Origin of the sequence: Shewanella fodinae (assembly GCF_014651955.1) — a bacterium.
Lineage (GTDB): Bacteria > Pseudomonadota > Gammaproteobacteria > Enterobacterales > Shewanellaceae > Shewanella > Shewanella fodinae.
In genome coordinates this window covers 62447-88124 of record NZ_BMXW01000009.1, presented here as the reverse complement: position 1 = coordinate 88124, position 25678 = coordinate 62447, and the positions used below count along the sequence as shown (strand labels likewise).

25 protein-coding genes and 1 riboswitch are annotated in these 25678 nt (G+C 50.9%); of the genes, 16 read left to right on the top strand and 9 right to left on the bottom strand.

Annotation, left to right across the window (positions count from 1 at the left end; all coding sequences use genetic code 11):
* Window positions 1-29 precede the first annotated feature (29 nt).
* From IE064_RS10170 to IE064_RS10135, 8 genes are all read left to right on the top strand, one after another.
* Entirely contained in the window at window positions 30-2072 is a 2043-nt protein-coding gene (locus tag IE064_RS10170; RefSeq protein WP_189617715.1) for a TonB-dependent receptor, read from the top strand.
* 2 nt (window positions 2073-2074) lie between these two features.
* Window positions 2075-3418: an ATP-binding cassette domain-containing protein gene (locus IE064_RS10165; RefSeq protein ID WP_189617714.1), complete on the top strand. Its 1344-nt coding sequence runs from the start codon at window positions 2075-2077 to the stop codon at window positions 3416-3418.
* Window positions 3408-4088 carry an energy-coupling factor transporter transmembrane component T gene (locus tag IE064_RS10160; RefSeq protein WP_229799956.1) on the top strand — a complete coding sequence of 227 codons (681 nt, stop codon included), beginning with the start codon at window positions 3408-3410 and terminating at the stop codon, window positions 4086-4088. The genes IE064_RS10165 and IE064_RS10160 overlap by 11 nt, the downstream gene beginning before the upstream one ends.
* Window positions 4085-4642 (top strand): core component of ECF transporter, encoded by a 558-nt coding sequence (locus tag IE064_RS10155; RefSeq protein WP_189617713.1) that lies wholly within the window; start codon window positions 4085-4087, stop codon window positions 4640-4642. Before IE064_RS10160 ends, IE064_RS10155 begins: the two co-directional genes overlap by 4 nt.
* Window positions 4643-4651: 9 nt before the next feature.
* Window positions 4652-5383, top strand: a complete 732-nt coding sequence (locus IE064_RS10150) for a DNA-binding protein (RefSeq protein ID WP_189617712.1) — start codon at window positions 4652-4654, stop codon at window positions 5381-5383.
* Complete coding sequence (locus IE064_RS10145) at window positions 5383-5613, top strand: hypothetical protein (RefSeq protein ID WP_189617711.1); 231 nt, start codon at window positions 5383-5385, stop codon at window positions 5611-5613. Before IE064_RS10150 ends, IE064_RS10145 begins: the two co-directional genes overlap by 1 nt.
* 135 nt (window positions 5614-5748) lie before the next feature.
* Window positions 5749-6930, top strand: coding sequence for a cyclic di-GMP phosphodiesterase (locus IE064_RS10140; protein ID WP_189617710.1), 1182 nt, complete (start codon window positions 5749-5751; stop codon window positions 6928-6930).
* A 71-nt stretch (window positions 6931-7001) separates the two neighbouring features.
* Window positions 7002-7637, top strand: a complete 636-nt coding sequence (locus IE064_RS10135; protein WP_373295258.1) for a paraquat-inducible protein A — start codon at window positions 7002-7004, stop codon at window positions 7635-7637.
* Here IE064_RS10135 and IE064_RS10130 read toward each other — a convergent pair.
* On the bottom strand, window positions 7634-8503 hold the full coding sequence (locus IE064_RS10130) for a LysR family transcriptional regulator (RefSeq protein ID WP_133038911.1): 870 nt from the start codon (window positions 8501-8503) through the stop codon (window positions 7634-7636). The genes IE064_RS10135 and IE064_RS10130 overlap by 4 nt on opposite strands.
* 99 nt (window positions 8504-8602) lie before the next feature.
* On the opposite strand from IE064_RS10130, the gene IE064_RS10125 reads away from it, so the two are divergent.
* Window positions 8603-9556 (top strand): TDT family transporter, encoded by a 954-nt coding sequence (locus IE064_RS10125; RefSeq protein ID WP_229799955.1) that lies wholly within the window; start codon window positions 8603-8605, stop codon window positions 9554-9556.
* Window positions 9557-9676: 120 nt separating this feature from the next.
* Window positions 9677-9868, top strand: coding sequence for a hypothetical protein (locus tag IE064_RS10120; protein ID WP_189617708.1), 192 nt, complete (start codon window positions 9677-9679; stop codon window positions 9866-9868).
* A 7-nt stretch (window positions 9869-9875) separates the two neighbouring features.
* Here IE064_RS10120 and IE064_RS10115 read toward each other — a convergent pair whose 3' ends face one another.
* Genes IE064_RS10115 through IE064_RS10100 form a run of 4 tightly spaced genes read right to left on the bottom strand, consistent with a single transcriptional unit; the run spans window position 9876 to window position 15436 of the window.
* A complete protein-coding gene (locus IE064_RS10115; RefSeq protein ID WP_133038913.1) occupies window positions 9876-10187 on the bottom strand; it encodes a DUF3240 family protein in 312 nt (103 codons plus the stop codon).
* Window positions 10184-13237 (bottom strand): efflux RND transporter permease subunit, encoded by a 3054-nt coding sequence (locus tag IE064_RS10110; RefSeq protein WP_189617707.1) that lies wholly within the window; start codon window positions 13235-13237, stop codon window positions 10184-10186. The genes IE064_RS10115 and IE064_RS10110 overlap by 4 nt, the downstream gene beginning before the upstream one ends.
* 1 nt (window position 13238) lies before the next feature.
* Window positions 13239-14261, bottom strand: a complete 1023-nt coding sequence (locus IE064_RS10105) for an efflux RND transporter periplasmic adaptor subunit (protein WP_189617706.1) — start codon at window positions 14259-14261, stop codon at window positions 13239-13241.
* Window positions 14258-15436, bottom strand: a complete 1179-nt coding sequence (locus tag IE064_RS10100) for a metal transporter (protein WP_189617705.1) — start codon at window positions 15434-15436, stop codon at window positions 14258-14260. Before IE064_RS10100 ends, IE064_RS10105 begins: the two co-directional genes overlap by 4 nt.
* Window positions 15437-15590: 154 nt before the next feature.
* On the opposite strand from IE064_RS10100, the gene IE064_RS10095 reads away from it, so the two are divergent.
* A complete protein-coding gene (locus tag IE064_RS10095) occupies window positions 15591-16112 on the top strand; it encodes a helix-turn-helix transcriptional regulator (RefSeq protein WP_133038917.1) in 522 nt (173 codons plus the stop codon).
* A gap of 9 nt (window positions 16113-16121) precedes the next feature.
* Here the strand turns inward: IE064_RS10095 and IE064_RS10090 are convergent, their stop codons facing one another.
* Window positions 16122-17063: a YeiH family protein gene (locus IE064_RS10090; protein WP_189617704.1), complete on the bottom strand. Its 942-nt coding sequence runs from the start codon at window positions 17061-17063 to the stop codon at window positions 16122-16124.
* 173 nt (window positions 17064-17236) lie between these two features.
* Window positions 17237-17755, bottom strand: a complete 519-nt coding sequence (locus tag IE064_RS10085) for an aldolase/citrate lyase/malate synthase family protein (RefSeq protein WP_133038919.1) — start codon at window positions 17753-17755, stop codon at window positions 17237-17239.
* A 127-nt stretch (window positions 17756-17882) separates the two neighbouring features.
* Between IE064_RS10085 and IE064_RS10080 the strand changes: the two genes are divergently transcribed.
* Window positions 17883-19379 (top strand): DUF3612 domain-containing protein, encoded by a 1497-nt coding sequence (locus IE064_RS10080; protein ID WP_189617703.1) that lies wholly within the window; start codon window positions 17883-17885, stop codon window positions 19377-19379.
* An 18-nt stretch (window positions 19380-19397) separates the two neighbouring features.
* On the opposite strand, the gene IE064_RS10075 is transcribed toward IE064_RS10080, so the two are convergent.
* Window positions 19398-21308 carry a methyl-accepting chemotaxis protein gene (locus IE064_RS10075; protein ID WP_189617702.1) on the bottom strand — a complete coding sequence of 637 codons (1911 nt, stop codon included), beginning with the start codon at window positions 21306-21308 and terminating at the stop codon, window positions 19398-19400.
* Window positions 21309-21483: 175 nt separating this feature from the next.
* On the bottom strand, window positions 21484-23130 hold the full coding sequence (locus IE064_RS10070) for an electron transfer flavoprotein-ubiquinone oxidoreductase (protein ID WP_189617754.1): 1647 nt from the start codon (window positions 23128-23130) through the stop codon (window positions 21484-21486).
* 190 nt (window positions 23131-23320) lie between these two features.
* Window positions 23321-23457, top strand: a riboswitch (molybdenum cofactor riboswitch).
* Here IE064_RS10070 and moaA point away from each other — a divergent pair.
* From moaA to moaE, 4 genes are all read left to right on the top strand, one after another.
* Window positions 23445-24428, top strand: a complete 984-nt coding sequence (moaA, locus tag IE064_RS10065; RefSeq protein WP_189617701.1) for a GTP 3',8-cyclase MoaA — start codon at window positions 23445-23447, stop codon at window positions 24426-24428. It overlaps the preceding riboswitch by 13 nt.
* Window positions 24429-24527: 99 nt before the next feature.
* Entirely contained in the window at window positions 24528-24959 is a 432-nt protein-coding gene (gene moaC, locus IE064_RS10060) for a cyclic pyranopterin monophosphate synthase MoaC (protein ID WP_373295260.1), read from the top strand.
* A gap of 3 nt (window positions 24960-24962) precedes the next feature.
* The gene (gene moaD / locus IE064_RS10055) at window positions 24963-25214 is read left to right on the top strand and encodes a molybdopterin synthase sulfur carrier subunit (RefSeq protein WP_133038924.1); all 252 of its coding nucleotides are present in this window, start codon (window positions 24963-24965) and stop codon (window positions 25212-25214) included.
* Between the two features lie 2 nt (window positions 25215-25216).
* Window positions 25217-25678 (top strand): molybdopterin synthase catalytic subunit MoaE, encoded by a 462-nt coding sequence (gene moaE, locus IE064_RS10050; RefSeq protein WP_189617699.1) that lies wholly within the window; start codon window positions 25217-25219, stop codon window positions 25676-25678.

Here is a 25678-nt window from a genome sequence, read left to right as displayed (position 1 = left end):
AAATACTTCACAACCAATAAGGCATCACAATGTCAGGATTACCTCTAAAAATTTCAGCCGTTGCGCTAGCGTTGGGATACAGCTTGGCTGCACAAGCACAAGAGACGGTGCGCGACCCGCTATTGAACATTAACGACGTTATGGTTGTTCATGGTGAACGCGGCAGTGCGATAAAAAATTCAACCACACAATGGGTTATCACCGCAGATGAAATCCGGGACTTGGGCGCTCAAAGCCTGGATGAGGTGTTAAAAACTGTGCCGGGTGTGTATGTCCGTTATGGCGGCGAAGGCAGTCCCCGAGTGGATATTCGTGGCTTTAAAACGCGCCATGTGATGCTGCTGATTAACGGTGTACCCGCCAACGGTGCTGATGATGGTCAGTTCGACCCCAGTATCATTCCAACTAGCCAGATCGCATCTATAGATGTTTCTGTCGGGCCAACTTCGGTGCTGTATGGCCCAGGCGGGGCCGGCGGCGTAATTAACATCATCACTAAACAAGGCGATAGTGCGCCGGCGTTATCTGGTCATATCGAAGCTGGTCGTAATAATACCCGCAAAGGGGATGTAAGTGTCGCTGGTTCTGGCACCAATTGGCAGGGATTTGTGAGCGGCAGTTATCAGACAACCGATGGTTTTGAGATGTCATCGGATTATGAACCTACTGCTACTCAGGATGATGAAACCCGGCTTAACTCGGATAAAACGCTGCGTAATCTATACGCACAGGGTAACTACTGGTTTAACGATGATACGCAACTGATCGCCAATATGGCGCTGCGTTCAGGTGATTGGGGAAAACCACCAAGAGACGGCAGCGGCGTTGGTAGTATCAAGTATGAACGTGTTGATGACTATGACGGTAAGACTTTCCAGCTGGGGATGGCGCATAAATTCAATGAATTACTAACGTTACGTGGTTTTGGCTATTACAACGAAGCCGCCACCTATAATACGGTTTACACTGATGCCACCTATAAAAAGGTCAGTGAATACCAAGATGGTACGTCGAAAGTTCAAGGTGCCAATGTACAGCTGATCGCTGACTTCGGTCAGGCGGGTACGCTGAGTACTTCCGCGATTGCAGAAAAGCAAAGCTGGGACGCGCTTTCTGAAAGCTACAGTAATACTTCCTCTGGCAGTGGTTCAGGCGGCGGCTCAGGTGGTGGTTCTGGTAGTGGCTCAGGTGGTGGCTCAGGTGGCGGTTCCAGTAGTACGGTTGCCACTTTTGACGATTCTGCCTGGGTATATACGGGCGCTGCGGAATACCAATATCAGGTTGACGGAAACTGGGGTTATACCCTTGGCGCCGCTTATCACGACATGGATCGTGATGAGGACTCTGACAACGATTACTCCGCAATGGCTTCTGGTTTCTGGCAAGCGCTGGATAACACCAAGTTGACATTGAGTGCAGCCCGTAAGATCCGCTTCCCTTCGATGTCTGATCTGTACGATCTGTCATCCGGTAATAAAGATTTGCAAACAGAGGTGTCCAAAACGGTCGAGTTCGGTCTGAATCAAGGCCTAGGCATGGATACCGAGTTTGAAATCCATCTGTTCCACACTGACACTGACAATTTTATTGCGAAAGACAGCAATAGCATTTCTCAGAACCTTGGGGATTACCGTTTTCAGGGCTTTGATACTGTGCTGAGTAATCACAGTATCGATAAGCTAAGTCTGAGCTTGGCTTATAGCTATTTGGACTCCAAAGACAAAACCGCTAATGAGACCCGCTACGATGGTCTGAATTATCGGCCAAAACATCAGCTCCGTTTTGAATTGGGCTATGAGCTACCAACAGCAACTCGCTTCCACCTCAGCGTGGAACGGATTATGGATCAGGTTTATTACCAGAATCAGAAAGTTAATGGCGTGAAGACCGCCGTGGAATATTCGCTGGATAACTACACGCTGGTGGACGTCAATCTGACCCAACCGCTGGGTAGTAACAACCTGGAACTTTACTTGCGCGCCACCAACCTGCTGGACGAGAACTACTACCAGAGTGATTCCTTGCCACAGCCAGGCAGAGAGGTGTTCGTCGGTATCAACTGGCAGATTTGAGTATGAGATTACTGGAGCTTGACGGGGTTAACTTTAACTACGGTAGCTTGGAACCGTGGATTTTTAGGGATCTGACCCTTTGTATTGAATCGGGATCCTGCCACTGTATCAGCGGCCCGACAGGCTCCGGTAAGTCAACTCTGTTGCGCTTGCTTTCCGGCTTGCAAAGTCGGCCATTCGAAGGCGGGGTATACCGACGCCGTGGTCTGCTATGCGGGCTGGTGATGCAGGACCCTCAAGTACAATTGTTGCGGCAGACGGTGGGTGCTGAAGTGGCTTTTGCGCTGGAGAACACCGCTGTCACGCGAGATGACATGATCCCGCGGGTGCAGAAAGCATTGCGTCGTGTTGGTTTGTTCGTGGCGTTAGACAGCCCCATTGGTAATCTATCGCTTGGCCAGAAATACCGATTAATGATTGCCGCGCAGTTGGTCAGTGAGCCTGCCGTCCTGTTATTGGATGAGCCATGGGCTCAGTTGGACAATTCTGGTGTGGACGAATTGCTGGCGGTGATCCGGGCGTTACGCGCCGAGGGAATGGCGGTGGTGATGTCGGAACACAATCCTGATGCGTTTAAAGGGGTTGCTGATCACTTCTGGCAATTGCAGAGCGGACGTTTGCTGCCAGGGCAATTTGATTGCGACCACCACGTGATGTTAACGGATTTCAGCCCGGAAATGCCGACAGTATTCACGACTGACCCGTTTGAGTTTCGTTATCAGGGGAGCAATACGCTGTTTAGCAGCCCACAGCCGTTGGCCGTGCAACGGCGCGAGTTGGTGACGCTGATAGGCGATAACGGTAGTGGCAAGAGCAGCCTGTTAAAAGCGATTGCCGGTATTCAGTCCAACGTTTATCCACTGCCGATGAAAGTGTTTGGCCAGCGTCCTAAGGCTGGCGTCTTCGGTCAGCAGTTGGGGTTGCTGATGCAACGCCCTAATCGACAGTTGTTCGAAGCAACGGTTGAAGAAGAGCTGAGTTTCAGTCTGCGGCGGTTTGGGCTGCCCATTGATATGGCGAGCGAATTATTAGAACAACTAGGATTAGCCGCATTGGCACAACGCTCCCCACATACGCTGTCATACGGACAGCAACATCTGGTAGCACTGGCGTCGCTGGCCTGTTATCGGCCATCGCTACTATTGCTGGATGACCCGTTGGCCGGCCTTGATAGCGCTCATTTAGATAAGTTGTGGATGATGATTAATTCTCTGCGAAAAGATGGCTGTAGTGTCATTATCAGTTGTCACCGTTCGTTACCGCTAGCGGCAACTCAGGAATGGCAACTGGTAAAAGGCGAGTTGCTGGTCAATAACATGTGTCGGGAGAATCGACGTGTGGGCTAAACGACGGCAACCTCTGCAATCTAAAATTTCCTCCGTAAATGACGCCAGCGGATTATGGCTGGCGGCGTCGGCAATGCTGATGGTGACGCTATTGTCGTCAGCAGCGTTTTTGGCACCGCAATCTGCATTGTTGTATTTGGCGCTGACCAACGTGCTGTTACTGGTCCACGGACTGCTCTGTCGTGGCAATATTGGTGGCATTTTGCGCTACATAGTGTTGCAGCTGGGATTTACGCTTTTGTTGTATGTTGTCATTCATGGTGGGCAGCAGTTGCATCAGGGCGCGTGGGCCGTGGCAAGATTGTTGTTAGCGTTGTTACCCGGCTGGTGGCTGACCGTGGTTATCAAACCACAGTGGATTGGCGAAGTATTAGCTAAGATCATGCCGGTAAAGTGGGCGTTTGTTGTGGCGGCATCCATTAACCTGCTGCCTTATATGACCAGTGAACTCAGGGATATTTATCAGTTGCAGCTATTACGTGGTGCGCGTATTGCGCCTCGGCAACTGCTTAACCCGCTGAATTGGTATGAATTGGCTTACTGCGTTATTTTCCCTTTGTTTGTGCAACTGTTGAAACTGGCACAGCAAACGGCAACGGCTGCCAGAAGCCGCCATTTCGGCAGCCATCCGCAACCCACTCACTGGCGTGATCCTCGGAGTCATCAATGACCACTGCAAATGATAAAACCGGATTTCAACTGCAGGATGCGCTGTTTATTGGTTTTTGTGCCACGCTGCTGGTGGCGTTGAAGAGTATGTTGCGTCTAAAGCTCGGATTGTCTGGGCATTCGATGCTATTGATGAGTTTCTTTTATCTGATCTGTTATGGTTCAGTGGGCCGTAAAGGGGCCATCACTGCTTGTGGGGCACTGGCGGGTGCCGTCGCCACTATTCTGGGTGTAGGTAAAGGTGGCCCATTGATTTTCCTTAAATTTTTTGTACCAGCCTTAGCAATGGATATGGCCTTGATATTGTTGGGCACCTTGCTGATCCTGCGCTGGCGTTTGGTTGTGGTTGCTTTGATTGGCTGCTTAGCATGGTCAGCCAAAGGCTTGCTGGAAGATTTACTTGTCGGGATGAGTCAACAGGTGGCGTTAGTACGTTTTGGCCTGAAATTTTTGCAGGGAGGCTTGTTTTCTGTGGTGGGTGCTTTGCTGGTGTTACCTGTGTTGCGCCGCCTGAAAGCCCACGATTTACTGCATAAAGAAACCTTGATCAAGTAGGTAACGCGCATGGCTGAATGGTTAATTTGTATTGATGATACTGACGATATTGGCACCAAAGGTACTGGTGAGATCGCCAGTGAAATCGCCGAATTACTGCGTTGCCAAGGTGGCGATGTGTCGCTGGTAACCCGGCATCAGTTATATGTCCACGACGATATACCGTATACCTCCCATAACAGCGCCATGTGTTTTGCCTACGATGGCCCATTGTCGGTAGCAGAAATTAAAGCGATTGCCGTAGCGCATTTGCGGCAGGAAAGTGCGGCAGCAGCAGATCCCGGACTGGCGATAGTGCATCTACCATCGCTGCAAGATGTTGAGGCATTACAGACTTTTGGTAAAGCGGCCAAGCAGCAGGTACTGACAAAAGCCGACGCTTACCAGTTGGCTCAACAACTGGCAATTGATCTTAGTGAGCATGGTGGTACCGGCCAAGGTGTGATTGGTGCATTAGCTGGGCTGGGACTGCGACTTTCCGGTAATGATGGGCGAGTTAAGGGGCAACTACAGTTGGGGCAAGGGGAGTCGCCACAGCCGTTTAAGGTTGCCGATATTCTGCGTCAAGGCGGCCTCGACGGCGTGCTCTCCACTGAGGGTACTTGGTTGCAGCCGCAGGATGAGGTGTGGCTCAGTGGTAAGGTAAAAGCGGTGATGGCGCAGGGGCGTTTTGCCCTCTTAGTGTCACAGGCGGATGGCCGCTGGTGTAATGCGTCTAAACAACAGCTCAAGGAATATTGATGATCGATCGGCGGCGATTTGTCGACCATGACGGCAACTGGGTTTTTGTGTCAGGCAACAATGCGGCAGCGGAGGCGCGGGCTCAGGCGTTGCAATGTTGCTATTTTGTTGAAGATGATGAGGATGAACAAGTGGATGACGTGCTGCGTAGTTGTTATAACTGTGGCTATCGCCGTTGGACTTCCTCAAGTTTTCAATGTCTTGCAATAAAACCCGCCACAACCAATTAGAAGTGAGATCTGTTCATAGGTAAAAACTATCACCTATAATATAGTGCTGTCTAAATTTGACTCGCCGGAGGCGTCAGCCTGTTATCAGGTGAGATAGTTGCAGTGGAAGCGCCGGCCCATTATCGGAGCAACTGAATGACAGAGACTTTGCGAAAAGCAGATCTGATTAAACTGCCGGTTTCCAGCTTGGAAATTGGCATGTTTGTGGCTGCCATTGAAAACAGCGAACACGTTATGGTGACCAACGCCGGACGTATATCTTCTATGGATCTCGTCGTTAAACTGAAAAACAAAGGCGTTAGTTTTGTTTGGATCGATCCGGCGCGATCTAGCTTCACACCCGAAAAATCCCCGACAGCAATAGCCATTGTTAGTGACACGGCCAATGGCATCAAAAATCGTGAATTGGCGCAGCAGCAAGCCATTGAACTATTGCACGAAGCGAAAGGGTTAGTGCGCAAAGTGCTGTCAGAGACCTTTGAAGGCAAAGCCATTGATGTGACCAAAGTGGAAGCGCTTGCTGAGAATATGATTGAGTCGGTCATGGACAATGCCGATGCCTTCAAATGCGTGTCGGCCCTGCGCTCCAAAGATGCTTACCTGCTGGAGCATTCGGTTAACGTGGCGGTGCTGTTAGTGACCTTTGGTCGTTATTTGGACTTGAGCCGCAATATGCTGCGGCAACTGGCCGTTGGTGGGATTCTGCATGATGTCGGCAAGATCAAGGTGGACAGCAATGTGTTGAACAAACCCGGTAAGCTGACACCGGATGAGTTCGAACATATGAAACTGCACCAGGTATACGCAATTCCCATCATGAGTGAAGCGCAGGGATTATCTCAGGTGAGCAAAGATGTGTGCCTGATGCATCACGAAAAACTGGATGGACGCGGTTATCCTCGCGGTCTTAAAGGTGAACAATTACCGCTGCATGGACGCATGAGCTGCATTGTGGATATCTATGATGCGCTCACAGCTACCCGTTGCTACAAGGAAGCGATGAGCCCGTCTGCGGCCTTTAAGATTTTGCTCAGTCTCACCCCTTTCCATCTGGATGAAAGTCTGGTTTATGAGTTTATCCGCTGTATTGGCGTCTACCCAGTGGGCTCGTTAGTCGAGTTGTCCGATGGCCGTGTGGGGATTGTCTGGGAAACCGAAGGCCGCGATGTGCTGCATCCGGTGGTGAAGTGTTTTTATTCCAACAAACACAAGCACTATACAGAGGTAGCGCTGGTGGATCTGAAAAAATCTGAATTGAATATCGAACGCGGGATCTCACCATCCAGCATGTCCGTCGACCCAACGCCTTTCTATTAGACCGGACATCATGTGTCTACGTCAGTTACACTGAACGGCCTGTTGCAGGCCCGCTGTTTTTTGGAGACATGATGTCACACTGGAAAGCGTTACTTTTGTTGTTATTGTCGCTGGTATTGTTAGTGCCAGGCGTTACCTTGCCAATCCTGACCATCGATGGCCACATTGAAAAAGCCAAGCTATCGGCAACTGGCATGGATATGCTTGCTGAAAGTGTTAGCAAAGATACTGCCGAAGGAAAACAGCAGACTCGCCATATGTTGGGTTGGGTGGCTGGACTGTTGGGGCTTGATCACCTGCAAGGCGAGGTCGAGGTTTTTCATAAAAGTCGCAGCATTTGGGGCACGGTGACGGAGTTGCAGCAACACGGTAATCTGCTGGTGGCGGTGTTGGTTGCTTTGTTCTCGGTGGTGATCCCAGCGCTAAAGCTACTGTTGTTACTGCTTTCTGTGTCGCTGCCGTTACCAGCGGGGGCGCGACGTCACATCACCGCGGTGACTGATGCCATTGCCAAGTGGTCAATGGCCGATGTATTTGTAGTGGCGTTGATTATCAGCTTTCTTGCTGGAGATGCCTCGGCCGGCATGGGCGATTTGGTGCGAACCAGTGCCCAATTTGAACCGGGTTTCTGGTGCTTTTTAGGGTACTGTCTGTTGGCGATTGTTGGACAATTTTTGCTTAAACCCCGGCAAGATCCAATGGATTAGCCCGCATACTGCTGGCAGAAGGCGATAAATTGTTGCGCTAGTGCGCTCAGATATTTCTGCTGATGCCACACCAGCGAAAGTTGCCTTGGAAAATGCAGCGCGAGAGGTAACTGTTTTAGCGACCCGTCATTGAGATGGCGCGCCGCCGCTAGTTTTGAAATCAATGTTAGCCCGAGTCCCTGTTCCACTGCCAGCATCACCGCTTCCAGTGAATTCAATTCTAAAATGCGTCCCACCTTGGTTAATTTGGGCGCTAGCTGCTGCTCAAACAGTTCGCGACTTCCAGAATTTATTTCACGCAGCACCCACTGAGAATTTTCCAAGTCTGCTAACTGCAGATTGGCATAGTGAGCCAGCGGGTGATTGACCCCTGCTATCAGCAACATCTCATCTTGTAACCAGGGTTGTTGCTGTAATTGGGGCAGATGGCTGCGTCCTTCAATCAGCGCTAGATCCAACTCAAAATTGGCCAGTTGTTGACACAGTTTGTGGGTATTACTGATCTCCACCCGAATATCGGCCTCTGGAAATGCTGCCAGTAACTGCGGTAGCAGATAGTTGCCTATGGTTTGGCTAGCACCCAGTCGCAGGGTGCCCGCAGCTATCGCCTCAGGGCTGAATAACTGGCCGATGTCACTGACTCTTGCCAACACTTCGTCCGCTAGTGGTTGCAGCAGTTGCCCTTGGCTGTTGAGCTGCAATCTGGGATGAACCCGGTCGAATAGCTGCGTGGCTAGCTGTCGTTCTAACTCGGCCAGTGACTGCGACACCGCGCCTTTACTGAGAAATAGCGCTTCTGCGGCTTGGGTCAGATTGCCGTAACGGGCAATGGCGGCAAATACCTGAAGCTGTTTGATGCTGATCATTGTTTAGATTTTCTATACAAATAATTCAATTCATTTAGATATCACAAATGTAAAAAGCTTTCTATGATGCGTTGAAATTTAACCAATGGGAGCACGTTTATGGGATTCAATCCCGGTCGTCTGGCGGCAGCGCCGACGCCTATGGCTGGTTTGGCATTAGGTATCGCCAGTCTCGGCTGGTGTTGGGAAAACAGCGGGTTATTTGCCGGTCAGGCTCAACGTCTGGGCGCTGTAATTGCGACCGCTATGTTGCTGGTGTTATTGGGCAAGTTCCTGCTACATCCCAAATCACTGTGGCAGGATTTAGCGCATCCTGTGGTGGGTAGCGTGGTACCAACGTTTGCCATGGCAACTATGGTGGTATCTAAAGCAATTTCTGGCCCGGTGGGGGCGGGGTTATGGCTACTGGCGGTATTGCTGCATCTGCTGTTTCTATTGGCTTTTTGCTTTCATCGATTACGTCAGTTTGAATTGTCCCATATGGTGCCCAGTTGGTTTGTGCCGCCGGTGGGCATTATTGTGGCGGATGTTGCTTGCCCAGGCGCGGCGATGTTGCCGTTGGCGCAGGGGCTGTTGTGGTTTGGCATTATCTGTTACGGCCTGATGTTGCCGTTGATGTTGTATCGATTGATTTTTGCAGCGGAGGTTCCTGATGCTGCCAAGCCCACCATTGCCATTCTGGCGGCGCCAGCCAGTCTGTCGCTGGCAGGATATCTGACGGTGGTCGAGCAGCCATCGCCGTTGCTGGTGAGCCTGTTGTTGGGCATTGCAGTGCTGATGACCGGCATCATCTATCTGGCTTTTTTCAAGTTATTACGGCTTCCGTTCAGCCCTGGGTTTGCCGCGTTTACCTTTCCCATGGTGATAGGCGCAACTGCACTATTCAAAACGGAAGCATGTTTTCGTCAGTGGCAGTTGCCGCCGCAAACGGTTATCCAGTTGCACGGATTAGCGCAGTTGGAGCTAGCGGTAGCAACCGTGATTGTGAGCTACGTTGCCCTGCGCTATGTACTGTATTTCAATCCGTTGCGGCAGCGAGCACTGGTGGGTTAGCAGGGTTTTAATAAGTAATAGATATAAAAATAGAGATGGTTATTAGATATGGTTTTTGAATCTTGGTCCGATGCATCTGCAATAACGATAATGCCAGTCGTTATTGACCAAGGAAAGATGATGAAACCTGTTCGCCCATTTGTTGCCGGCATTTTGTGTGCGATGGCGTTGCTGATGTTGCTGGATCTGCAGCTCTCTGGGTTGTCGCGCGCACTACTGGAACTGCTGGTGTTTATGCTGTTGTGGTACGCTTTTGCGCGCTGGCAGTCGCGGCGCGGCATCCGCTCACACGATCGAGATGCCGGACGCTGATCCCAGATTAGGGTTGCCCTTGACCGAGGACGCCATTGCTGGCGATGGGCACTATCCAATAACGACAGGGGTTGTGTTGGCAAACTTGCGCCAGCGTCGTTAATAATGCTTCCTGCGACTGTTGCGGGTGCATAATCTCAAACTTGTAAAACTGCCGGTAGCCTTCCACCTGTTCTTTCAGATTGTACTGGCTGTGTTCGCGGCTGAAGCCGCAGATATCCACCAGACTGAAGCCAGACAGGTAGTCCAGCGACATCAAGGTGTCGACAATATCATCCTTGATATTGTGCTGGGCAATCAGCACTAACAGTTGCTTCATTTGCGTTTCTCCAGTACCTCATACAACAGTGGCAATAAGTACAGCGTGGTGATGGTTGACGTGATCAGGCCGCCGATAACCACAATGGCCAGTGGGCGTTGGATTTCCGCCCCTGGGCCGGTGGCAAATGCCAGTGGGATCAAGCCAAACATAGCGGTGGTAGCGGTCATCATAATGGGCCTTAAGCGGCGTGCCGCGCCCTGTTTCACCCGCTCTTCCAGCGTGGCGAACATATGTCGCGACTGTTCATAGTAACTGACCATCACCACCCCGTTGAGTACTGCAACCCCTAACAAAGCGATAAATCCCACGGATGCAGGTACTGACAGATATTCCCCTGACAAGAACAGGCTGATGATGCCGCCCATCATCGCAAAAGGAACGTTTGCCAAGATCAGCAACGCTTTGGAAATGGTGCCAAAGGTAGTAAACAGGATCAGATTGATCAGCATGATGGCAACCGGTACCACCAGCAGCAAGTTATTGGTGGCGCGCTGTTGGTTTTCAAACTCACCACCGAAACTGAGACTAAAGCCGCTGGGCAGCGTTAACTGGCTTGCCAGCTTGCCTTTGAGCTCCTCCACGAAACTGACAATATCACGGCCACTGACATTGGTGGTGACCACGGCAAAGCGGTTGCCCTGTTCACGGTCGATGCGGATGGGGCCTTGCTGATAGCTGATATCGGCCAGCTCACTCAGCGGTTTGAGCGTGGCATCTGGCAGTTGCACCACCTGTTGCTGCAGTTGTACCAAACTGGTGATGTTGTCATTCGGATGGGCAATCAATACCGGTGTCCGTTTTTTGCCTTGGATCACCTCTGTCACCATCACCCCTTCCAACTGGCTCTTCAGATAGCTGCCAAATGCCGTGGCATCCATGCCATAGCGACTGGCGAGGCCATCTTTCAACTTCAAGTTGATAAACGGGCTGCCTTCGGTCATCGCCATTTTCACATCTTGGGCGCCGGTGGTTGAGCTGGTGATATCGCTGATCTGTCCGGCAAGTCGGTTCAATGCTGCCAAATCATCACCAAAGATTTTGATAGCGACGTCACCAATGCTACCGGTGAGCATCTCTGAAACCCGCATCTGAATGGGCTGAGTAAAGTTGAAATCGATGCCGGGAAATTTCACCACTTCGGCACGGATCGCTTCAATGAGTTGCTCTTTAGTGTCAAAGCGCCATTCAGCAACGGGTTTCAGTTGCAGGAACACATCGGTTTCATTTAACCCCATGGGATCCAGTCCCAGTTCGTCGGCGCCGGTGCGGGCCACCAATTGGCGGATTTCGGGCACAGTTTGCAGCAGGTGGTTTTCTATCTGGGTATCTAAATCTAACGACGACTGTAGCGAAATAGAGGGCGATTTGGCTAACTGCAAAATAATGTCACCTTCATCCAAGGTCGGCATAAAGGTTTTTCCTACCAATGCAAACAGGCCAAAACTCATCACCAGCAGTACGCCGGCAATGGTGACAAAGCGCTTGCCATGGTGCAGTACCCATTCCAGCGACTGTAGATAATGGTGTTTGAGCCAGTGGACAAACTTAGGTTCTTCTACCGCCTTTTCATTCACCAGGTAAGACGCCACTACCGGAATGATGGTCAGCGCTAGTAGCAGCGCCGATAGCATGGCAAACACTATGGTGATGGCGACGGGCGAAAACATCTTGCCTTCGAGCCCGCTCAATGTCAGCAATGGTGAGAACACAATGATGACGATAACCGTGCCAGAAACCACCGGGGTGGCAACGTCTTTTGTTGCTCGGTAAATCAGGTGTAATCTGGGCAAGCGTTGTCCACCTGCCAACTGGTTCACCATGTTTTCCACCACCACCACCGACGAATCTACCAGCATGCCGATGGCGATAACCAAGCCCCCTAAACTCATCAGGTTGGCTGATAGGTGGAAGTAACGCATTAACACAAAGGTTGATAGCGCTGCCAGTGGTAGTGCCAGTGAGACCACCAGCGCGGCGCGGATGTTACCAAGAAACAGTGCCAGCAATACAATCACCAGCACTACCGCTTCTACCAGCGCTTCTGAAATCGTGCCAATGGCAGTGCTGATAAGATTGGCGCGGTCATAAAACACATTGAGTTTGCTGCCCGGCGGTAAGGTCGGTTCTATTTGCGCCAGTTTCTGCTTCACTGCCTTGACCACATCGGCGGTATTGGAGTCTTTCAGGGCCACAATCAGCGCTTCTGTGGTTTCACTGCCGTTGCGGGTAACCGCTCCGTAGCGGGCTAAGTGACCAATCTCAACCTCGGCCAGGTCTTGCAGCCGGTAGGTGCCATTAGCATTGCTGATAATGACCATGTTGCGCAGGGCATCAATGGAACCCACACGGCCTTCGGTGCGCACGGTAAAATTATCGGTACCTAAGGTGATGCGCCCAGCACCTGTATTGACATTATTGGCATTAATGCGTGCGATAAGCTGGTCTTGACTGATCCCGGCTTGTGCCATCGCCACCGGGTTTGGGGTTATCTGCAACGTTTTAGCATAACCGCCGAGAATATTGACATCGGCCACGCCAGGCACAGTGCGCAGTAATGGCCTGATTTGCCATTGCAGCAACTGTCGCCGCTCCAACAAAGACATTGACGGATTTTCCAGTGAAAACATGAAAATTTCACTGAGCGGGGTGCTCATCGGCGCGATGCCACCCTCAATATTGGCCGGCAGTTTGTCTTTCACCGCAGCTAAACGATCGCTGACTTGCTGACGTGCCCAGTAAATATCGGTGCCTTCATTAAAGTCCAACGTGATGGCGGTGATGGCGTATTTGGTGGTGGAGCGCAGTATAGCCTGCTTGGGGATCCCCAACAGCTCGGTTTCAACCGGCACTGTCACCTGCGACTCAATCTCTTCCGCCGTCATACCGGGCGCTTTGAGGATAATTTTGACCTGCGTCGGTGAAATATCCGGGAAGGCATCCAACGGAATACCCAACCAAGCATAACTGCCCGCACCGGCCAGGATCAGCCCGGTGATCAGCATAAATAGCCGCTGCGTCAGCGAGAAACGGATAATGCCATTCAGCATATTATTCGCCCCCTAATCCCAGCAGTACACCTTTGGCGGCGGCTACTGAGTCGCTCAGTACCTCGCTGTTTTGCAGTTCGGGTTGTGATTGAATCAGATAGTTATCGCCATCAACTGCCAGAATCGTGACTGTCGTGGGCAGTAGTTTATCGCCCTGATGGCGTAATACCTGATTAGCGGTCCCCCAGGAATAAACACTTTGTTTGGGGAGCTGAAGTGCCTGTAGTTGTCTTAACGGGGTTACCTGCAGTTGTTGTCCAAGGGTGAGGTGGCAGGCGGGGGCGACCGTGGCACTCCAGGCATCTACAAAACCGGCCTTGGCAACATTATCGCGCCGTACCACTGCTAGCTGACAGCTACCGGTATCAATGGCGCTGGTGTCGGCCGCGATCGATAACGGCAAGCTTACCTGCAGACGAATATCTTGTTCTGGAACGATGCCTAGCAATAAACCGCCATCAGCTAAGGGTTGGCTAGCGTCACCATAGCGCAAGACGCCAGCCATAGGGGCCTTCAGCAGTGAGCCTTGTTGCTCCGGTGCCTCTTCTAGTAACTCCATAAAGTGGTGCATATGCTCAAACGTCAGTTTGGCATCATGGTATTGCATACTGATTTGGCTCCACACTTCGGCACCGATAGTCCCGTTAGCGTGTAATTTGCGGTTATGTTCATAGCGGCTTTGCGCTAGGATGAAGGCTTCTTGGGCGGCGTCGAACTGCATATAGAAATGGTGAATACCTGCGCCTTGCAGCAACACCAGTGGTTGACCGGCGGTAACGGTCGCTCCTTCAGCGACCAGCCAGTGCCGTTGCTGAATGGTTTCCGGTACCGTCACATAAAAAGTGTTGCCGACTTCTGCGGTGACAAATGCGGGCACTGGGCTTGCGGGCAGTTGTTGCACTGCTTTTACCTGTGTGTAGCTTAAAGTCAGGTTGCCAAGACTGGCCACCGTCAGATCATCGGCAAAGGTGGCAGCACTGCACAGTGCTATTACGCTACTGCCGAGCAGTGAGGTCCATTTCATAGGGTAACTCCAAGAGCTTGCAATTGTTTGGAATGTAATTGGGATTGCGCCAGTTGATTGAGTGCCAGGCGGCTTTCGTTATCAAGCATCTCGACATAGCTACGCAGCCAAGCTTGGTATTGCGCTAACCCCTGCTGTTTGGTGGCGGCCAGCGCATCAGTAAGCTGTTGCGTGAGTGCCAATGTCTGCTGCAACAGCAATTGTTGCTGCTGTAGCTGCGTCTGCTGTTGATGTAGTTCATCTAACTGCAAACGTGTCTGTAGCATCAGTTGCTGTTGTTGCTGTTGCAGATTCAACTGCTGCTCTACCAGCGTGCCAACTTCCTGCTGGCTCAGGTCATTGCTGACAGGTAACGGAATATCCAGCGCCAGACCAATGGCTTGTTCTTCCATGCCAGGGGTGGCGGTATTTTTGGCATTAACAGACAGTATCCAGGGCGTGTTGCTGCCGTCCGCCATGGCTTTGCCGAGCAGTTTCTGGCGTTGCAGTTGAATGCTAGCAAGTTGCCATAGCGGATTATTGATGCCGTCATCCTCTGGTAATATCCGGTTGCTTTCATCGAGTGACGGTAGTTGACTGAGCCCTGTTAGACGTCTCAGGGCATCGCTGGCGCTGGCAAGCTGCTGCTGTAACGGCAAGGTTAGCAGTTGCAGGTCCAATAGCTCTTTTTGCAGCATCAACAGCTGGCTGGTGGGCGCTTCGCCACTGTGGCTCAACGCTTGTTGCCGAGTCAGCAGTTGTTGCAGTAATTGCTGTTTGTGCTGTTGCTGTGCCAGTTCCGCCGTTGCCAATTGCTGTTGCCACCAGTATTGACGGATCAGCCCTGACAGGTACAGCTGTTGCAGTTTGCTCTGCTGTTGTTGTAACTGTTCGTCTAACGGCCGGAGTGCAGCATCTATCCTCTGCATCGATGGTGATTTAAATGGCAGATTTAAAGACAACTGCTGTTCGTAACTGCGACGACTGTCCAGCCCTTGCAGATGGCTGATACTGATAGTTGGTAGACCTATTAACCAATTGGAACTCTGGTAAATAGGTGTGAGTTGCGCGGTATAATTGTGTAATCTGGATTGCGCCTGCTTGAGTAGCGCTGTGTGCGCTTCATCAGCCATTGCTGACAAAGTAAGTGCTGGCACTAGCATCACCAGCACTAAAGTATAATTTCGGAATTTCATAAGCTGTGATCACCGAGGGAAACAACGCTACCAGCCTGACACAAAAGTGTGCTGGGATCGTCGGGGAGCTGTATCATAAATGCCGGCCATGGTACATCTGTACCATGTGACTAATTTTTTGATGTTAAAGGGTTTATTTCCAGGAGTTGCAAAAATGAAGGATTGGCTGATGATTACGCTGCTCAGCGTAATAATGCTGCTGAACCTGCTTGATGTGTTGTCAGATCTGGAACTTGGAGTCCCAACTTGGCACATTATTCAGGAGAGCTTGCTGGTGACGTTGTCGGCTTTGGGCACGTTGTATATCAGCACCGATTTGTTACGTAGAACTCGAAAGCTCCGGCAACTGGCCGTTCAGCTTAAACGGGCAGATACTCGTATCTGCAATATTTCCAGTAGGATGCAGGCCGCTCGGCAAGAATATACAGCGGCTGTGCAACAACAGTTTGAGTTGTGGTCACTCACCCGGAGTGAGCAGGAAGTGGCATTATTGCTGCTAAAAGGGCTGAGTTTTAGAGAAATATCCGGTGTGCGCAGCACTAAAGAAAAAACCGTCAGACAGCAGGCGTCTTCTATCTACACCAAGGCTGGCGTCGACGGGCGCCACAGTTTTTGCGCTTGGTTTATGGAAGACTTTATTCAACCCTCATCAGAAGACCGGGTGCAGGCGGCTTAAGCTAGCAATTCAGTGCAGCCACAACACACAGACGAGTGAGCCACTGCCAATTGCCAGCCACAACAATGTCGCCATCAATAATGGTGCGCGACCATGTGTGCGCAGTTTTTTGAGGGTAATGCCACAACCTATCAGAAATAAACACACCACCAGTGCGCGTTTGCCTGCCATAAATAGTAATTGGTACAGGGCTTGCCCTTGTGGCAGCAAGCTAGTGATGGCGATTGCCAGACAGTAGTACAGAATGAACGCAGGGATCACCATGCGGCCTTTGCCACCGAATACCACAGCACTTAATGCCGCTACCGGAATGATCCACAAGGCCCGAGCCAGCTTGATGGTGGTGGCCGTTTTTAAGGCGTCTTCACCGTAAGCCGAAGCAGCTCCTACCACCGATGATGTGTCGTGGATGGCAATCGCGCTCCAAACGCCGAAGTCGTGCTGACTCATTGCCAGCAGATGACCAATCACCGGAAAAATAAATAACGCGATTGAGTTAAGAATAAACACACAGGCAAGGGCAATGGCCGTTTGTTCACTTTTGGCATTGATGGCGGGGGCAACCGCAGCGATAGCACTGCCACCGCAGATGGCGGTGCCACAGGCAATCAGATGGCCCGTACGTTGCTCCAGTCGCATTAGCTTGGTCAGCAACGTACCTATCACCAGCGTCATGATAATGCTACCAAGGATCAACGGTAGGTTATGGGTGCTGATATCAATCGCTTGTTGCAATGGAATGCCAAAACCTAGGCCGACAATAGAGAATGCCAGCAGCTTTTTGGTGATTTTGCCGATTTCCCAATTGCTGGGCAACCAGCCCAGATTGGCCAGAATAAATCCCAGAATCAATGCTAATGGTGAACTGACGCCTGGTAACAAACAGGCGGCGGCAAGTAAGGTAAACAACACCTTACGGTGATTCTCCTGCAAACTGAAACTGCCAATCATGGAAGGAATTTTCCGTAAAAATAAGAAGTGGCAGTATAGGGAAGGCTTGAGTGTCAGTGAAATCAAATAAACTTAATCATATGATTCAATATTATTTAATAACTGGATTGTTGAACTTAAAAAACAGCAGAATTCTAGTTCTGCTGTTGGGATTAGATGGGCTTATCCGGTGACTACAGCGCGTATATCAGGCCTGTCCGGTCAACAAACTGTTTAGACATGACTTGGCTGCAAGTGTGGCCATCAATGCCTTCATGTAACAGACTGATCCATTGCCGGGTCTGGCGTTCTACACTTTCCAGCTGAATGTCATCAATGTTGGCTTTGTCATGACAGCCAATAGTGCCGGCATTATTAAAACTCAGTTCCAGATGGCAGCCGCTTTCGTGTTTCAGCAACAGGGCTTCCGGCTGCGCCTTATGACCCGCCAGGGCCACAAATTGCCGTGGTTGGCGCAGACCACTTAAAGTGGCATCGGCAAAACAGGCCAGCAGATGCTGGTAGTACACCATATAACCCGTTACATCGTTATGCGATCCCTGGGCCAACGGAAACAAAATATCCAATAACTGTTTGGCGTTGGACAGTTTTTCGGAAATATGGCGTTTAGCCAAGGATTCCACATTCACGACTGCCATTGCAATACATGGATGTTGGCGCTGCAATTCAGTGGTATTCAGTGGCATATTCATGGCTGTTCCCTCGTATCTCACGGCAAATGGTAGTGGTGCAAATAATCACCGACTTGTATATTTTGTAGACTAGCTGTTTTTATACTAGAATTTCACAATAAAAATTTTACATTGTGAATTTTACAAAATGCGCCAAGAACAGAGCCTACTTCGTAAGTCACATTTTCTCGGGACCAAGATCAGAAATCTGAGAAAACGCAATCACTTAACTATGGAAGATCTGTCTGCCCGCTGTATCAGGCTGGATCCAGAGTTAGCGCCATCTGTGTCTTATCTCTCCATGATTGAACGTGGTAAGCGCACGCCGAGTTATGCCATGTTGCAGGTGATAGCCGATGTATTTCAGAAATCGCCGGAGTGGTTTCTCGATGATGCCCCAGAGGAGGAGGCAATTGTCCCAGAGAAGGGCAATCGCGGCGGTATCAGCGGTATGCCGTTGGAACCGGGTTTTCTGTTCTCCGGTGATATTCTGCAGATAGCAATTCCAGAGATGCTGTCTCAGACAGGTATTTCTGGCCGCCAGTTCGCACAGCTACTGATCCGCGCCTACCAAGAGCATCACCAAAATCACTTTCCCGATTTGGAGCGCGCCGCCGATGATATTGGCAATAAGCAGTTGCCTTTGTCGCTGGAGGATATGCTGGATTTGGCTGCAAGACAGGGGCTTAAGGTACACTGGTTTCAGACGCCAAAAAATGAAAGTGGCACCCATCGGCTGGTAACTTCCTTTATGGATGCACCTGGGAAGCTGATGCTGAATGAAGCGTTACGCAGCAGTCCAACCCGGATGAAATATGACTTGGCGGTGCATATTGGTCATTGTGTATTACACCGTAGCGATGGTTTACTCCATGAGATGAATATAGGCCCAGGGGCATACGAACTTGACCCAGCGCAGCAGAGTTCATCGGTGAATGCTCAAGATATTCTGCAAGCTTGGCGCAGCTTTGAAGCAAGCTTTTTTGCCGGCGCCTTGCTCTGCCCCAAAGTCCCGTTTCGTCAGTTACTGGATCGTTACGGCTATGAAGTCGATGCACACCGGCTAGCGGGGGTAACGCCTTCGGTAGCGATGCGGCGGATGACCGTGGTTTCTCCCTATCCGCACTGGCACTATTTTGATGCCTACACGCCAGGAAAACTCAAAGCGGTTTATCGCGGCAACGGTATTCCGTTGCCTTGGGGCAATATGCGTGAAGTGGCCGATCCCTGCCAGCATTGGTCGGTGTTCCGCATGATCACCGAACCTCGGCAGGGCAGCGCGGCGCAGATTTCATTACTAGACGTTAACGGCCAGCCGCGCTTGTACTGCTGTGAGTCGGTAAAAGTGACCGATCTGGCCGGAAACAACCGGGTGTTGTGTGCTGGTATCGATCTCAATCCGGCCATGGAGGCTCAGGGAATGGATGCGCCAGCCATGACACAGGAACTGAAGCAACTTTGCGTTAGCCGTGGCGGTGAAGCTGATATTCCAGCCGCCATGCGACGGCAACTGCTGATGCTAGCACGTATTTTGAATATTCACTGGTTGGAACGTGGGCTGCAGCAACAAGCACGATTGATCTGCTCCCGTGGCGCAGTATGTCCACGGGAGCCCAAATGTTATGGTGCTTGCCAAGCCACTTGAGTCATCGTCAACGATGGCTTAAAGGCGAAAACGAGATACCAATTTACCCAAACGATCTGCCAGTTGATTCAGGGAGTCACTGGAACGATAGGTGTCTTCTGCCCGTTCGCTGGTGCGGTTCGACACTTCGCTGATCTCGGTCAAATTGCGGTTAATATCCTGTACCACCGCCGCCTGCTCTTCAGTGGCGGCCGCGACCTGGACATTCATGTCACTGATCAGTGTAATCCGAGCCGAAATCTGTTGCAGCACCTCGCTGGCTTCATCGGCGGCACGTACGCCCTCAGCCGAGCGACTGCGGCTCTGTTCCATCGCGGCAACGGCTTTAGCGGCTTCAGTTTGTAAGCGGTCAATCATCTGTTGCACTTCATCTGTGGAGCTGGCAGTGCGTGACGCTAGATTCCGCACTTCATCGGCCACTACCGAAAAGCCGCGGCCGGCTTCGCCTGCTCGGGCGGCTTCAATGGCTGCATTCAGCGCCAACAGATTGGTTTGCTCAGAGATGCTACGGATAACATCCAGTACACTGCCAATGGCGTCCGTGTGTTTGGACAATGACGCAATCACTTCAGACATCTGCCCAACATCGTCAGACAACTGATTGATGGTGCCACGGGTGCGGGCGACAACGTCTTGTCCGGTGACCGCTTCGTCGTCTGCACTCTTGGCTGCATCAGCCGCTTTTGCCGCATTGTTGGCGATTTCACTGACAGTGGCCCCCATCTGGTTAACAGCCGTGACCACAGTTAACGTCCGGTCTTTCTGCTCGTTGTAATCCAGTTGGCTCTGCTGGGCGTGTTTAGCGGCAGTGGTGGCTGCCGTTGTCAGGGTTTGACTGGTATCGGCCACTTCTTCAATCGAGCGGTGGATCTGCGAGATAAAACTGTTAAAACCGCGAGCTAGTTTTGCCAATTCATCATTGCCGTGTTCTGGCAAGCGTTGTCGCAGATCGCCATCACCCAATTCAATAAACATGTGAGCTGCACGAGCGATTGGACGACTGACTGAACCCGCCACCAGAATGGCTAACACAATGAATCCGCCGGTAATCACCAGCGTCCATAACAGGATGATCCATGATGCCTGATCTAACTCATCAAAGATTTCCTGTTTGGGCACTTGAGCAATCACATACCAACCTATGGTGGGCAGATAGCTGCTGGCGACTAAGGTATCAGTACCGTTGAGCTTGAGTGTCTGCAGGTTGAAATCACTGTGTTGCAATAACTTATCAGCGGTTTGGCCGTAAAGATCTGTCAGGTGACTTTTCCCCACCAACGTTTGGTTTTGATGGATCTCGATTACGCCGTTTTCATCGGCGAGAAATACCTGACCAGTTTGCTCAATGCGGAAGCTATTGAGCAGGGTCACCATATCTTTCAGCGACTTACCTAAGCCTACCAAGGCTCTGCCATTGGTCTGCTGATAGTTGATAAACAGTTTGATGTCACCGCTGTTTGGCTCTGTATACAGCTTTAGCATCTTGGTTTTGCCACTGTTCACATAATCAAAAAACCAAGCGTCCTGTTGATGATTAAGGATGCGCAGCAAGCCATTTTGGGTGTAATAAGCGGCAGATTGGCGGTCGGCGTAAGACGCCTGTGCCAATTGATATTGGGCAACTAATTGCTGCAGTTTAGCCTCTACCAAGGGTTCTTCAGCATCCGGCCGGCCTTGCTCCAGCCAATGATTGAGAATGGGATCGTTTGCCAGTTGTTCTGAAGCATTCAGCAGCGTACTGATTTCCAGTTCGATACGACTGCGGATCTGCAATAACTGGTTGGGTAACTCGGAAGTCAGCATTCGTTGGCTGATAACCTGTTTGGCGTTGTGCTGACCTAACAGGCCAACCAAACATGTGGGCAGTAAAACTGCCAATATCATAGTGATCAGCAGTTTCTGCTTAATAGTTAATGTATTGAATTTCATATTTTTAATTTTTACAGCTTAGAGACTCAGGTATTTTCCGGAAACCAGATGGCCCGGATTTGGGCGCGCACCGACGCGACAACGCCGCCGCGGAGTCGGGCATTATCCCTGTCCAGCGGCGGCGCTGCAATCATGCTGTTTAAAAATACTGCAGTTATACTACCGTAGTTTGACACTACATACCGGAGTAATTCGGACCACTGCCACCCTCAGGAGTAACCCAATTGATGTTTTGACTTGGGTCTTTAATGTCACAGGTTTTACAGTGGATACAGTTTTGCGCGTTGATTACAAAACGTTTCTCCCCTGCATCTTCGGTGACTTCATAGACGCCAGCAGGACAGTAGCGTTGTGCTGGCTCGTCATATAACGGCAGATTGACTGCCAGTGGCACCGAGCGGTTTCCCAGTTGCAAATGGCAAGGTTGATCTTCATCGTGGGCAATATTCGCTAGATAGATGGACGATAGCCGATCAAACGTGAGTTTATTATCCGGCGCGGGATAGCTGATCTTGGTATAATCACAGGCCTTACCCAAGCAAGCAAAGTCGGCCTTGTCATCACGCAGTGTCAGCGGGAATCTGCCGTCAAACCAGTTCTGTTCAACAAAATTAAAAGCGCCACCAAGCAGCGTACCAAACTTGTGTAATGCCGGACCGAAATTACGGGCACAGTAGAGTTCTTCGTATAATGAACTCTGTTCGATGCGCGTTTGAAAACAGTCCAGATCCTTACCCGCCTCAACGCCAGCAAACATTGCTTCAGCTAGGGTTTCGGCAGCCAGCATGCCACTCTTCATGGCGGTGTGAATACCTTTGATTTTGGCAAAGTTTAGCGTGCCTGCGTCACAGCCAACCAGTAAACCACCGGGAAAACTCATCTTAGGGAGTGAATTGAGTCCGCCTTTGGCTATCGCTCTAGCACCGTAACTCAGGCGTTGCCCCTGCTGCAAAATGGCGGCAATCTTCGGATGGGTCTTGTAGCGCTGAAATTCCTCAAAGGGGCTCAGATGAGGATTCTTGTAATTGAGATCCACGATTAGCCCCACAGCCACCTGATTTTGCGCGATATGGTAAAGGAAACCACCGCCAGAAGCTTCCGTCAGCGGCCAGCCAGCGGTATGCAGCACTTTGCCCAGTTGATGTTGCGCTGCGGGGATCTGCCATATCTCTTTAAACCCGAGGGCATAATGTTGTGGACTCTTGCCGTTGTCCAAATGGAAGTGCTGGATAAGTTGTTTACCAAGATGCCCGCGACACCCTTCAGCAAACACCGTGTACTTCGCCAACAACTCCATACCTGGCATATAGCTGTCTTTGGGGGAGCCATCTTTGGCAACGCCCATATCGCCGGTAATAATCCCTTTAATACTGCCATCTTCGTTAAACAGTAGTTCACTGGCGGCAAATCCCGGAAAAACTTCTGCCCCCAACGCTTCGGCTTGCTCCGCCAGCCAGCGACACAGATTGCCTGCGCTGATGATGTAATTGCCATCGTTGGTCATGGTTTTCGGGATCAGTGAATGCGGCATTTCTCTGGCATTTGTGGGGGATTGCAACAACAGAAACTCATCGCTGCTGACTGCTGTGTCCAGCGGTGCCCCCAAACTCTTCCAGTCACCAAACAACTCTTCCAGCACTGTCGGCTCAAATACCGCGCCAGACATAATATGCGCACCGACTTCGGCACCTTTTTCCACCACACACACACTAAGGGGCGTTTCCGCATCTTTGGCAATTTGCAGTAAACGGCATGCAGTCGCCAATCCAGCAGGGCCTGCACCGACAATCACAACATCAAATTCCATGGATTCGCGTTCCATCATTGTTTCTTATCCTTCGCCTCGTGTTAACGGGATGTTGGTTTATGTCCCCAACCATACCCGAAAATTTGGTCAACGCACAGCGTTTGACTAGGGGGAGTTATAGTGGACTTTAGTCACAGATCCCGCCTTTCTCTTACCGACAGTCTCTTTTGGGGTTTTAGCGAAGGGGCATTTGCATCTATACTAAGGGCTGACGGTTCTCCGAGCTCAGGTCCCTACGTCACGACAGATAAGGGGCTTAAGCCGTGGCATTTTGCCACCGGGGTAAGAGTAGAAATGCGCTTGCCTCCCCTTGTTTTGGAAAGGTGATCATGTCCCAGCAGTTACAAGACGATTTCGGTCGGCGATTCCATTATCTGCGAATGTCAGTGACTGACGTTTGCAATTTCAAATGCAGCTATTGTTTGCCCGATGGCTATCATCCCAATGGCAAGCAATCCTTTTTGACACTCAGCGAAATTGAGCATCTGGTGGCGGCTTTTGCCAAGGTCGGTACCCGTAAAGTGCGCATTACTGGCGGCGAGCCAACGTTGCGCAAAGACTTTACCGATATTGTACGACTTTTAGCGGACAACGATGCGATTCATACCATTGCTACCACGACTAACGGGTATCGGTTAGAGAAAAATGCGCAGGAATGGTATGACGCGGGTCTGCGGCGCATCAATATTTCGGTCGATAGCTTGGATCCGCGGATGTTTTATCAGATCACCGGTGAAAACCGCTTTGATCAGGTGATGCGTGGTGTTGATGCAGCGCTCAACGCTGGTTTTGAGCGGGTAAAAATCAATGCCGTGTTGCTGAAAGACCTGAACGATAAAGATTTGCCGCGTTTTCTGCACTGGATCAAACATACACCTATCGATTTACGCTTTATTGAGCTGATGGAAACAGGCTTGGGCCATGAATATTTTCAGGCACATCATCTGGCGGGTGAAGCCATTAAAGGTCGATTGATGGCGGAAGGTTGGCTGTACGACCAGCCATCAGCGGAAGATGGGCCAGCGCAAAATTTCAGCCATCCAGATTATCAGGGCCGTATCGGCCTGATCATGCCGTACTCCAAGGACTTTTGTGCCAGTTGTAATCGCTTGCGGGTGTCTGCTGTTGGCAAATTACACTTGTGTCTGTTTACTGAACAGGGACTGGATCTGCGGGACTTGCTACAGTCAACCGCGCAACAGCCAGCGTTGATTGAACGGTTGCATCAGCAGTTACATTTGAAGAAAGAAACCCATTTCCTGCATCAAGGGATTACTGGCGTTACCCAGCATCTGGCCTCTATCGGCGGTTAAGGCGTTAGGTGGATAACCGCCGCATTTTGAACGACAAATTAAGGCAGCTTTTTGATGAGCGACACATTTACCCATATCAATGCCGATGGTAACGCCCACATGGTAGACGTTACTGCCAAGTCGGAAACTGAACGTGAGGCCCGCGCCGAAGCTTATGTCGAGATGGCGCCGGCAACGCTAGAGATGATCGTCAGCGGTAAGCACCATAAAGGCGATGTATTTGCCACTGCCCGCATCGCGGGCATTATGGCGGCTAAAAAAACCTCAGAGCTGATCCCCTTGTGCCATCCTTTAATGCTGACCAAAGTCGAAGTGGATCTGGAAGCACAACCGCAATTTAACCGAGTGTGGATTACCAGTCGCTGCAAATTATCCGGTAAAACCGGTGTGGAAATGGAAGCACTGACGGCCGCCTCTGTCGCGGCGTTGACCATCTACGACATGTGTAAAGCGGTGCAGAAAGACATGCATATTACCGGCATCCGCCTGCTGGAAAAAAGCGGTGGTAAATCAGGACATTTTAAGGTGTAGCCCATGATTAATGTATTGTTTTTTGCCCAAATCAGAGAGTTACTCGGTACGCCTTCCATTCAGTTGGAAGCTGGCGAACACGTTGCCACCACCGCAGCATTACGGACTCACCTGGCTGCCAAAAATGAGAAATGGGCGCGGGCATTAGAGTCTGACAAACTACTGGTTGCCGTTAACCAGACGCTGAGCAACTGGCATGCGGAGGTTAATGACGGTGATGAAGTGGCGTTTTTCCCACCGGTGACCGGGGGCTAACGATGCAAGATAGGATTGTGGTGCAACAACAGGATTTTGATGTTCCGGCAGAATACGCCCGTATTGCTACCGACAACAGCGATGGCGCGATAGTGACCTTTGTTGGCAAGGTGCGGGATTTTAACGATGGCAGTGCCGTGACTGATCTGACGCTGGAGCATTATCCGGGCATGACCGAAGCGGTGTTACAGCAGATCACGGCTCAAGCCCGTGAGCGTTGGCCGCTGAATTTTGTCACTATTATTCATCGTGTTGGCACTATGAAATTAGGTGAGCAGATCGTGTTTATCGGTGTCAGCAGTGCGCATCGTAAAGCGGCGTTCGCCGCTTGTGAATTCTTGATCGATTTTCTGAAAACCAAGGCCCCTTTCTGGAAACTTGAAGGTGTTGGTGCTGACAAGCGCTGGGTGGACGCGCGGGATGCTGATGAACAGGCGGCGCAAGCCTGGGAACAGGATAGTTAA

What these genes read in the sequence shown, in the direction of transcription:
- IE064_RS10170 (WP_189617715.1), top strand. Translation starts at nt 30, where the DNA reads ATGTCAGGATTACCTCTAAAAATTTCAGCCGTTGCGCTAGCGTTGGGA.
- IE064_RS10165 (WP_189617714.1), top strand. Translation starts at nt 2,075, where the DNA reads ATGAGATTACTGGAGCTTGACGGGGTTAACTTTAACTACGGTAGCTTG.
- IE064_RS10155 (WP_189617713.1), top strand. Translation starts at nt 4,085, where the DNA reads ATGACCACTGCAAATGATAAAACCGGATTTCAACTGCAGGATGCGCTG.
- IE064_RS10150 (WP_189617712.1), top strand. Translation starts at nt 4,652, where the DNA reads ATGGCTGAATGGTTAATTTGTATTGATGATACTGACGATATTGGCACC.
- IE064_RS10145 (WP_189617711.1), top strand. Translation starts at nt 5,383, where the DNA reads ATGATCGATCGGCGGCGATTTGTCGACCATGACGGCAACTGGGTTTTT.
- IE064_RS10140 (WP_189617710.1), top strand. Translation starts at nt 5,749, where the DNA reads ATGACAGAGACTTTGCGAAAAGCAGATCTGATTAAACTGCCGGTTTCC.
- IE064_RS10135 (WP_373295258.1), top strand. Translation starts at nt 7,002, where the DNA reads ATGTCACACTGGAAAGCGTTACTTTTGTTGTTATTGTCGCTGGTATTG.
- IE064_RS10130 (WP_133038911.1), bottom strand. Translation starts at nt 8,503, where the DNA reads ATGATCAGCATCAAACAGCTTCAGGTATTTGCCGCCATTGCCCGTTAC.
- IE064_RS10125 (WP_229799955.1), top strand. Translation starts at nt 8,603, where the DNA reads ATGGGATTCAATCCCGGTCGTCTGGCGGCAGCGCCGACGCCTATGGCT.
- IE064_RS10120 (WP_189617708.1), top strand. Translation starts at nt 9,677, where the DNA reads ATGAAACCTGTTCGCCCATTTGTTGCCGGCATTTTGTGTGCGATGGCG.
- IE064_RS10115 (WP_133038913.1), bottom strand. Translation starts at nt 10,187, where the DNA reads ATGAAGCAACTGTTAGTGCTGATTGCCCAGCACAATATCAAGGATGAT.
- IE064_RS10110 (WP_189617707.1), bottom strand. Translation starts at nt 13,237, where the DNA reads ATGCTGAATGGCATTATCCGTTTCTCGCTGACGCAGCGGCTATTTATG.
- IE064_RS10105 (WP_189617706.1), bottom strand. Translation starts at nt 14,261, where the DNA reads ATGAAATGGACCTCACTGCTCGGCAGTAGCGTAATAGCACTGTGCAGT.
- IE064_RS10100 (WP_189617705.1), bottom strand. Translation starts at nt 15,436, where the DNA reads ATGAAATTCCGAAATTATACTTTAGTGCTGGTGATGCTAGTGCCAGCA.
- IE064_RS10095 (WP_133038917.1), top strand. Translation starts at nt 15,591, where the DNA reads ATGAAGGATTGGCTGATGATTACGCTGCTCAGCGTAATAATGCTGCTG.
- IE064_RS10090 (WP_189617704.1), bottom strand. Translation starts at nt 17,063, where the DNA reads ATGATTGGCAGTTTCAGTTTGCAGGAGAATCACCGTAAGGTGTTGTTT.
- IE064_RS10085 (WP_133038919.1), bottom strand. Translation starts at nt 17,755, where the DNA reads ATGAATATGCCACTGAATACCACTGAATTGCAGCGCCAACATCCATGT.
- IE064_RS10080 (WP_189617703.1), top strand. Translation starts at nt 17,883, where the DNA reads ATGCGCCAAGAACAGAGCCTACTTCGTAAGTCACATTTTCTCGGGACC.
- IE064_RS10075 (WP_189617702.1), bottom strand. Translation starts at nt 21,308, where the DNA reads ATGAAATTCAATACATTAACTATTAAGCAGAAACTGCTGATCACTATG.
- IE064_RS10070 (WP_189617754.1), bottom strand. Translation starts at nt 23,130, where the DNA reads ATGGAACGCGAATCCATGGAATTTGATGTTGTGATTGTCGGTGCAGGC.
- moaA (WP_189617701.1), top strand. Translation starts at nt 23,445, where the DNA reads ATGTCCCAGCAGTTACAAGACGATTTCGGTCGGCGATTCCATTATCTG.
- moaC (WP_373295260.1), top strand. Translation starts at nt 24,528, where the DNA reads ATGGTAGACGTTACTGCCAAGTCGGAAACTGAACGTGAGGCCCGCGCC.
- moaD (WP_133038924.1), top strand. Translation starts at nt 24,963, where the DNA reads ATGATTAATGTATTGTTTTTTGCCCAAATCAGAGAGTTACTCGGTACG.
- moaE (WP_189617699.1), top strand. Translation starts at nt 25,217, where the DNA reads ATGCAAGATAGGATTGTGGTGCAACAACAGGATTTTGATGTTCCGGCA.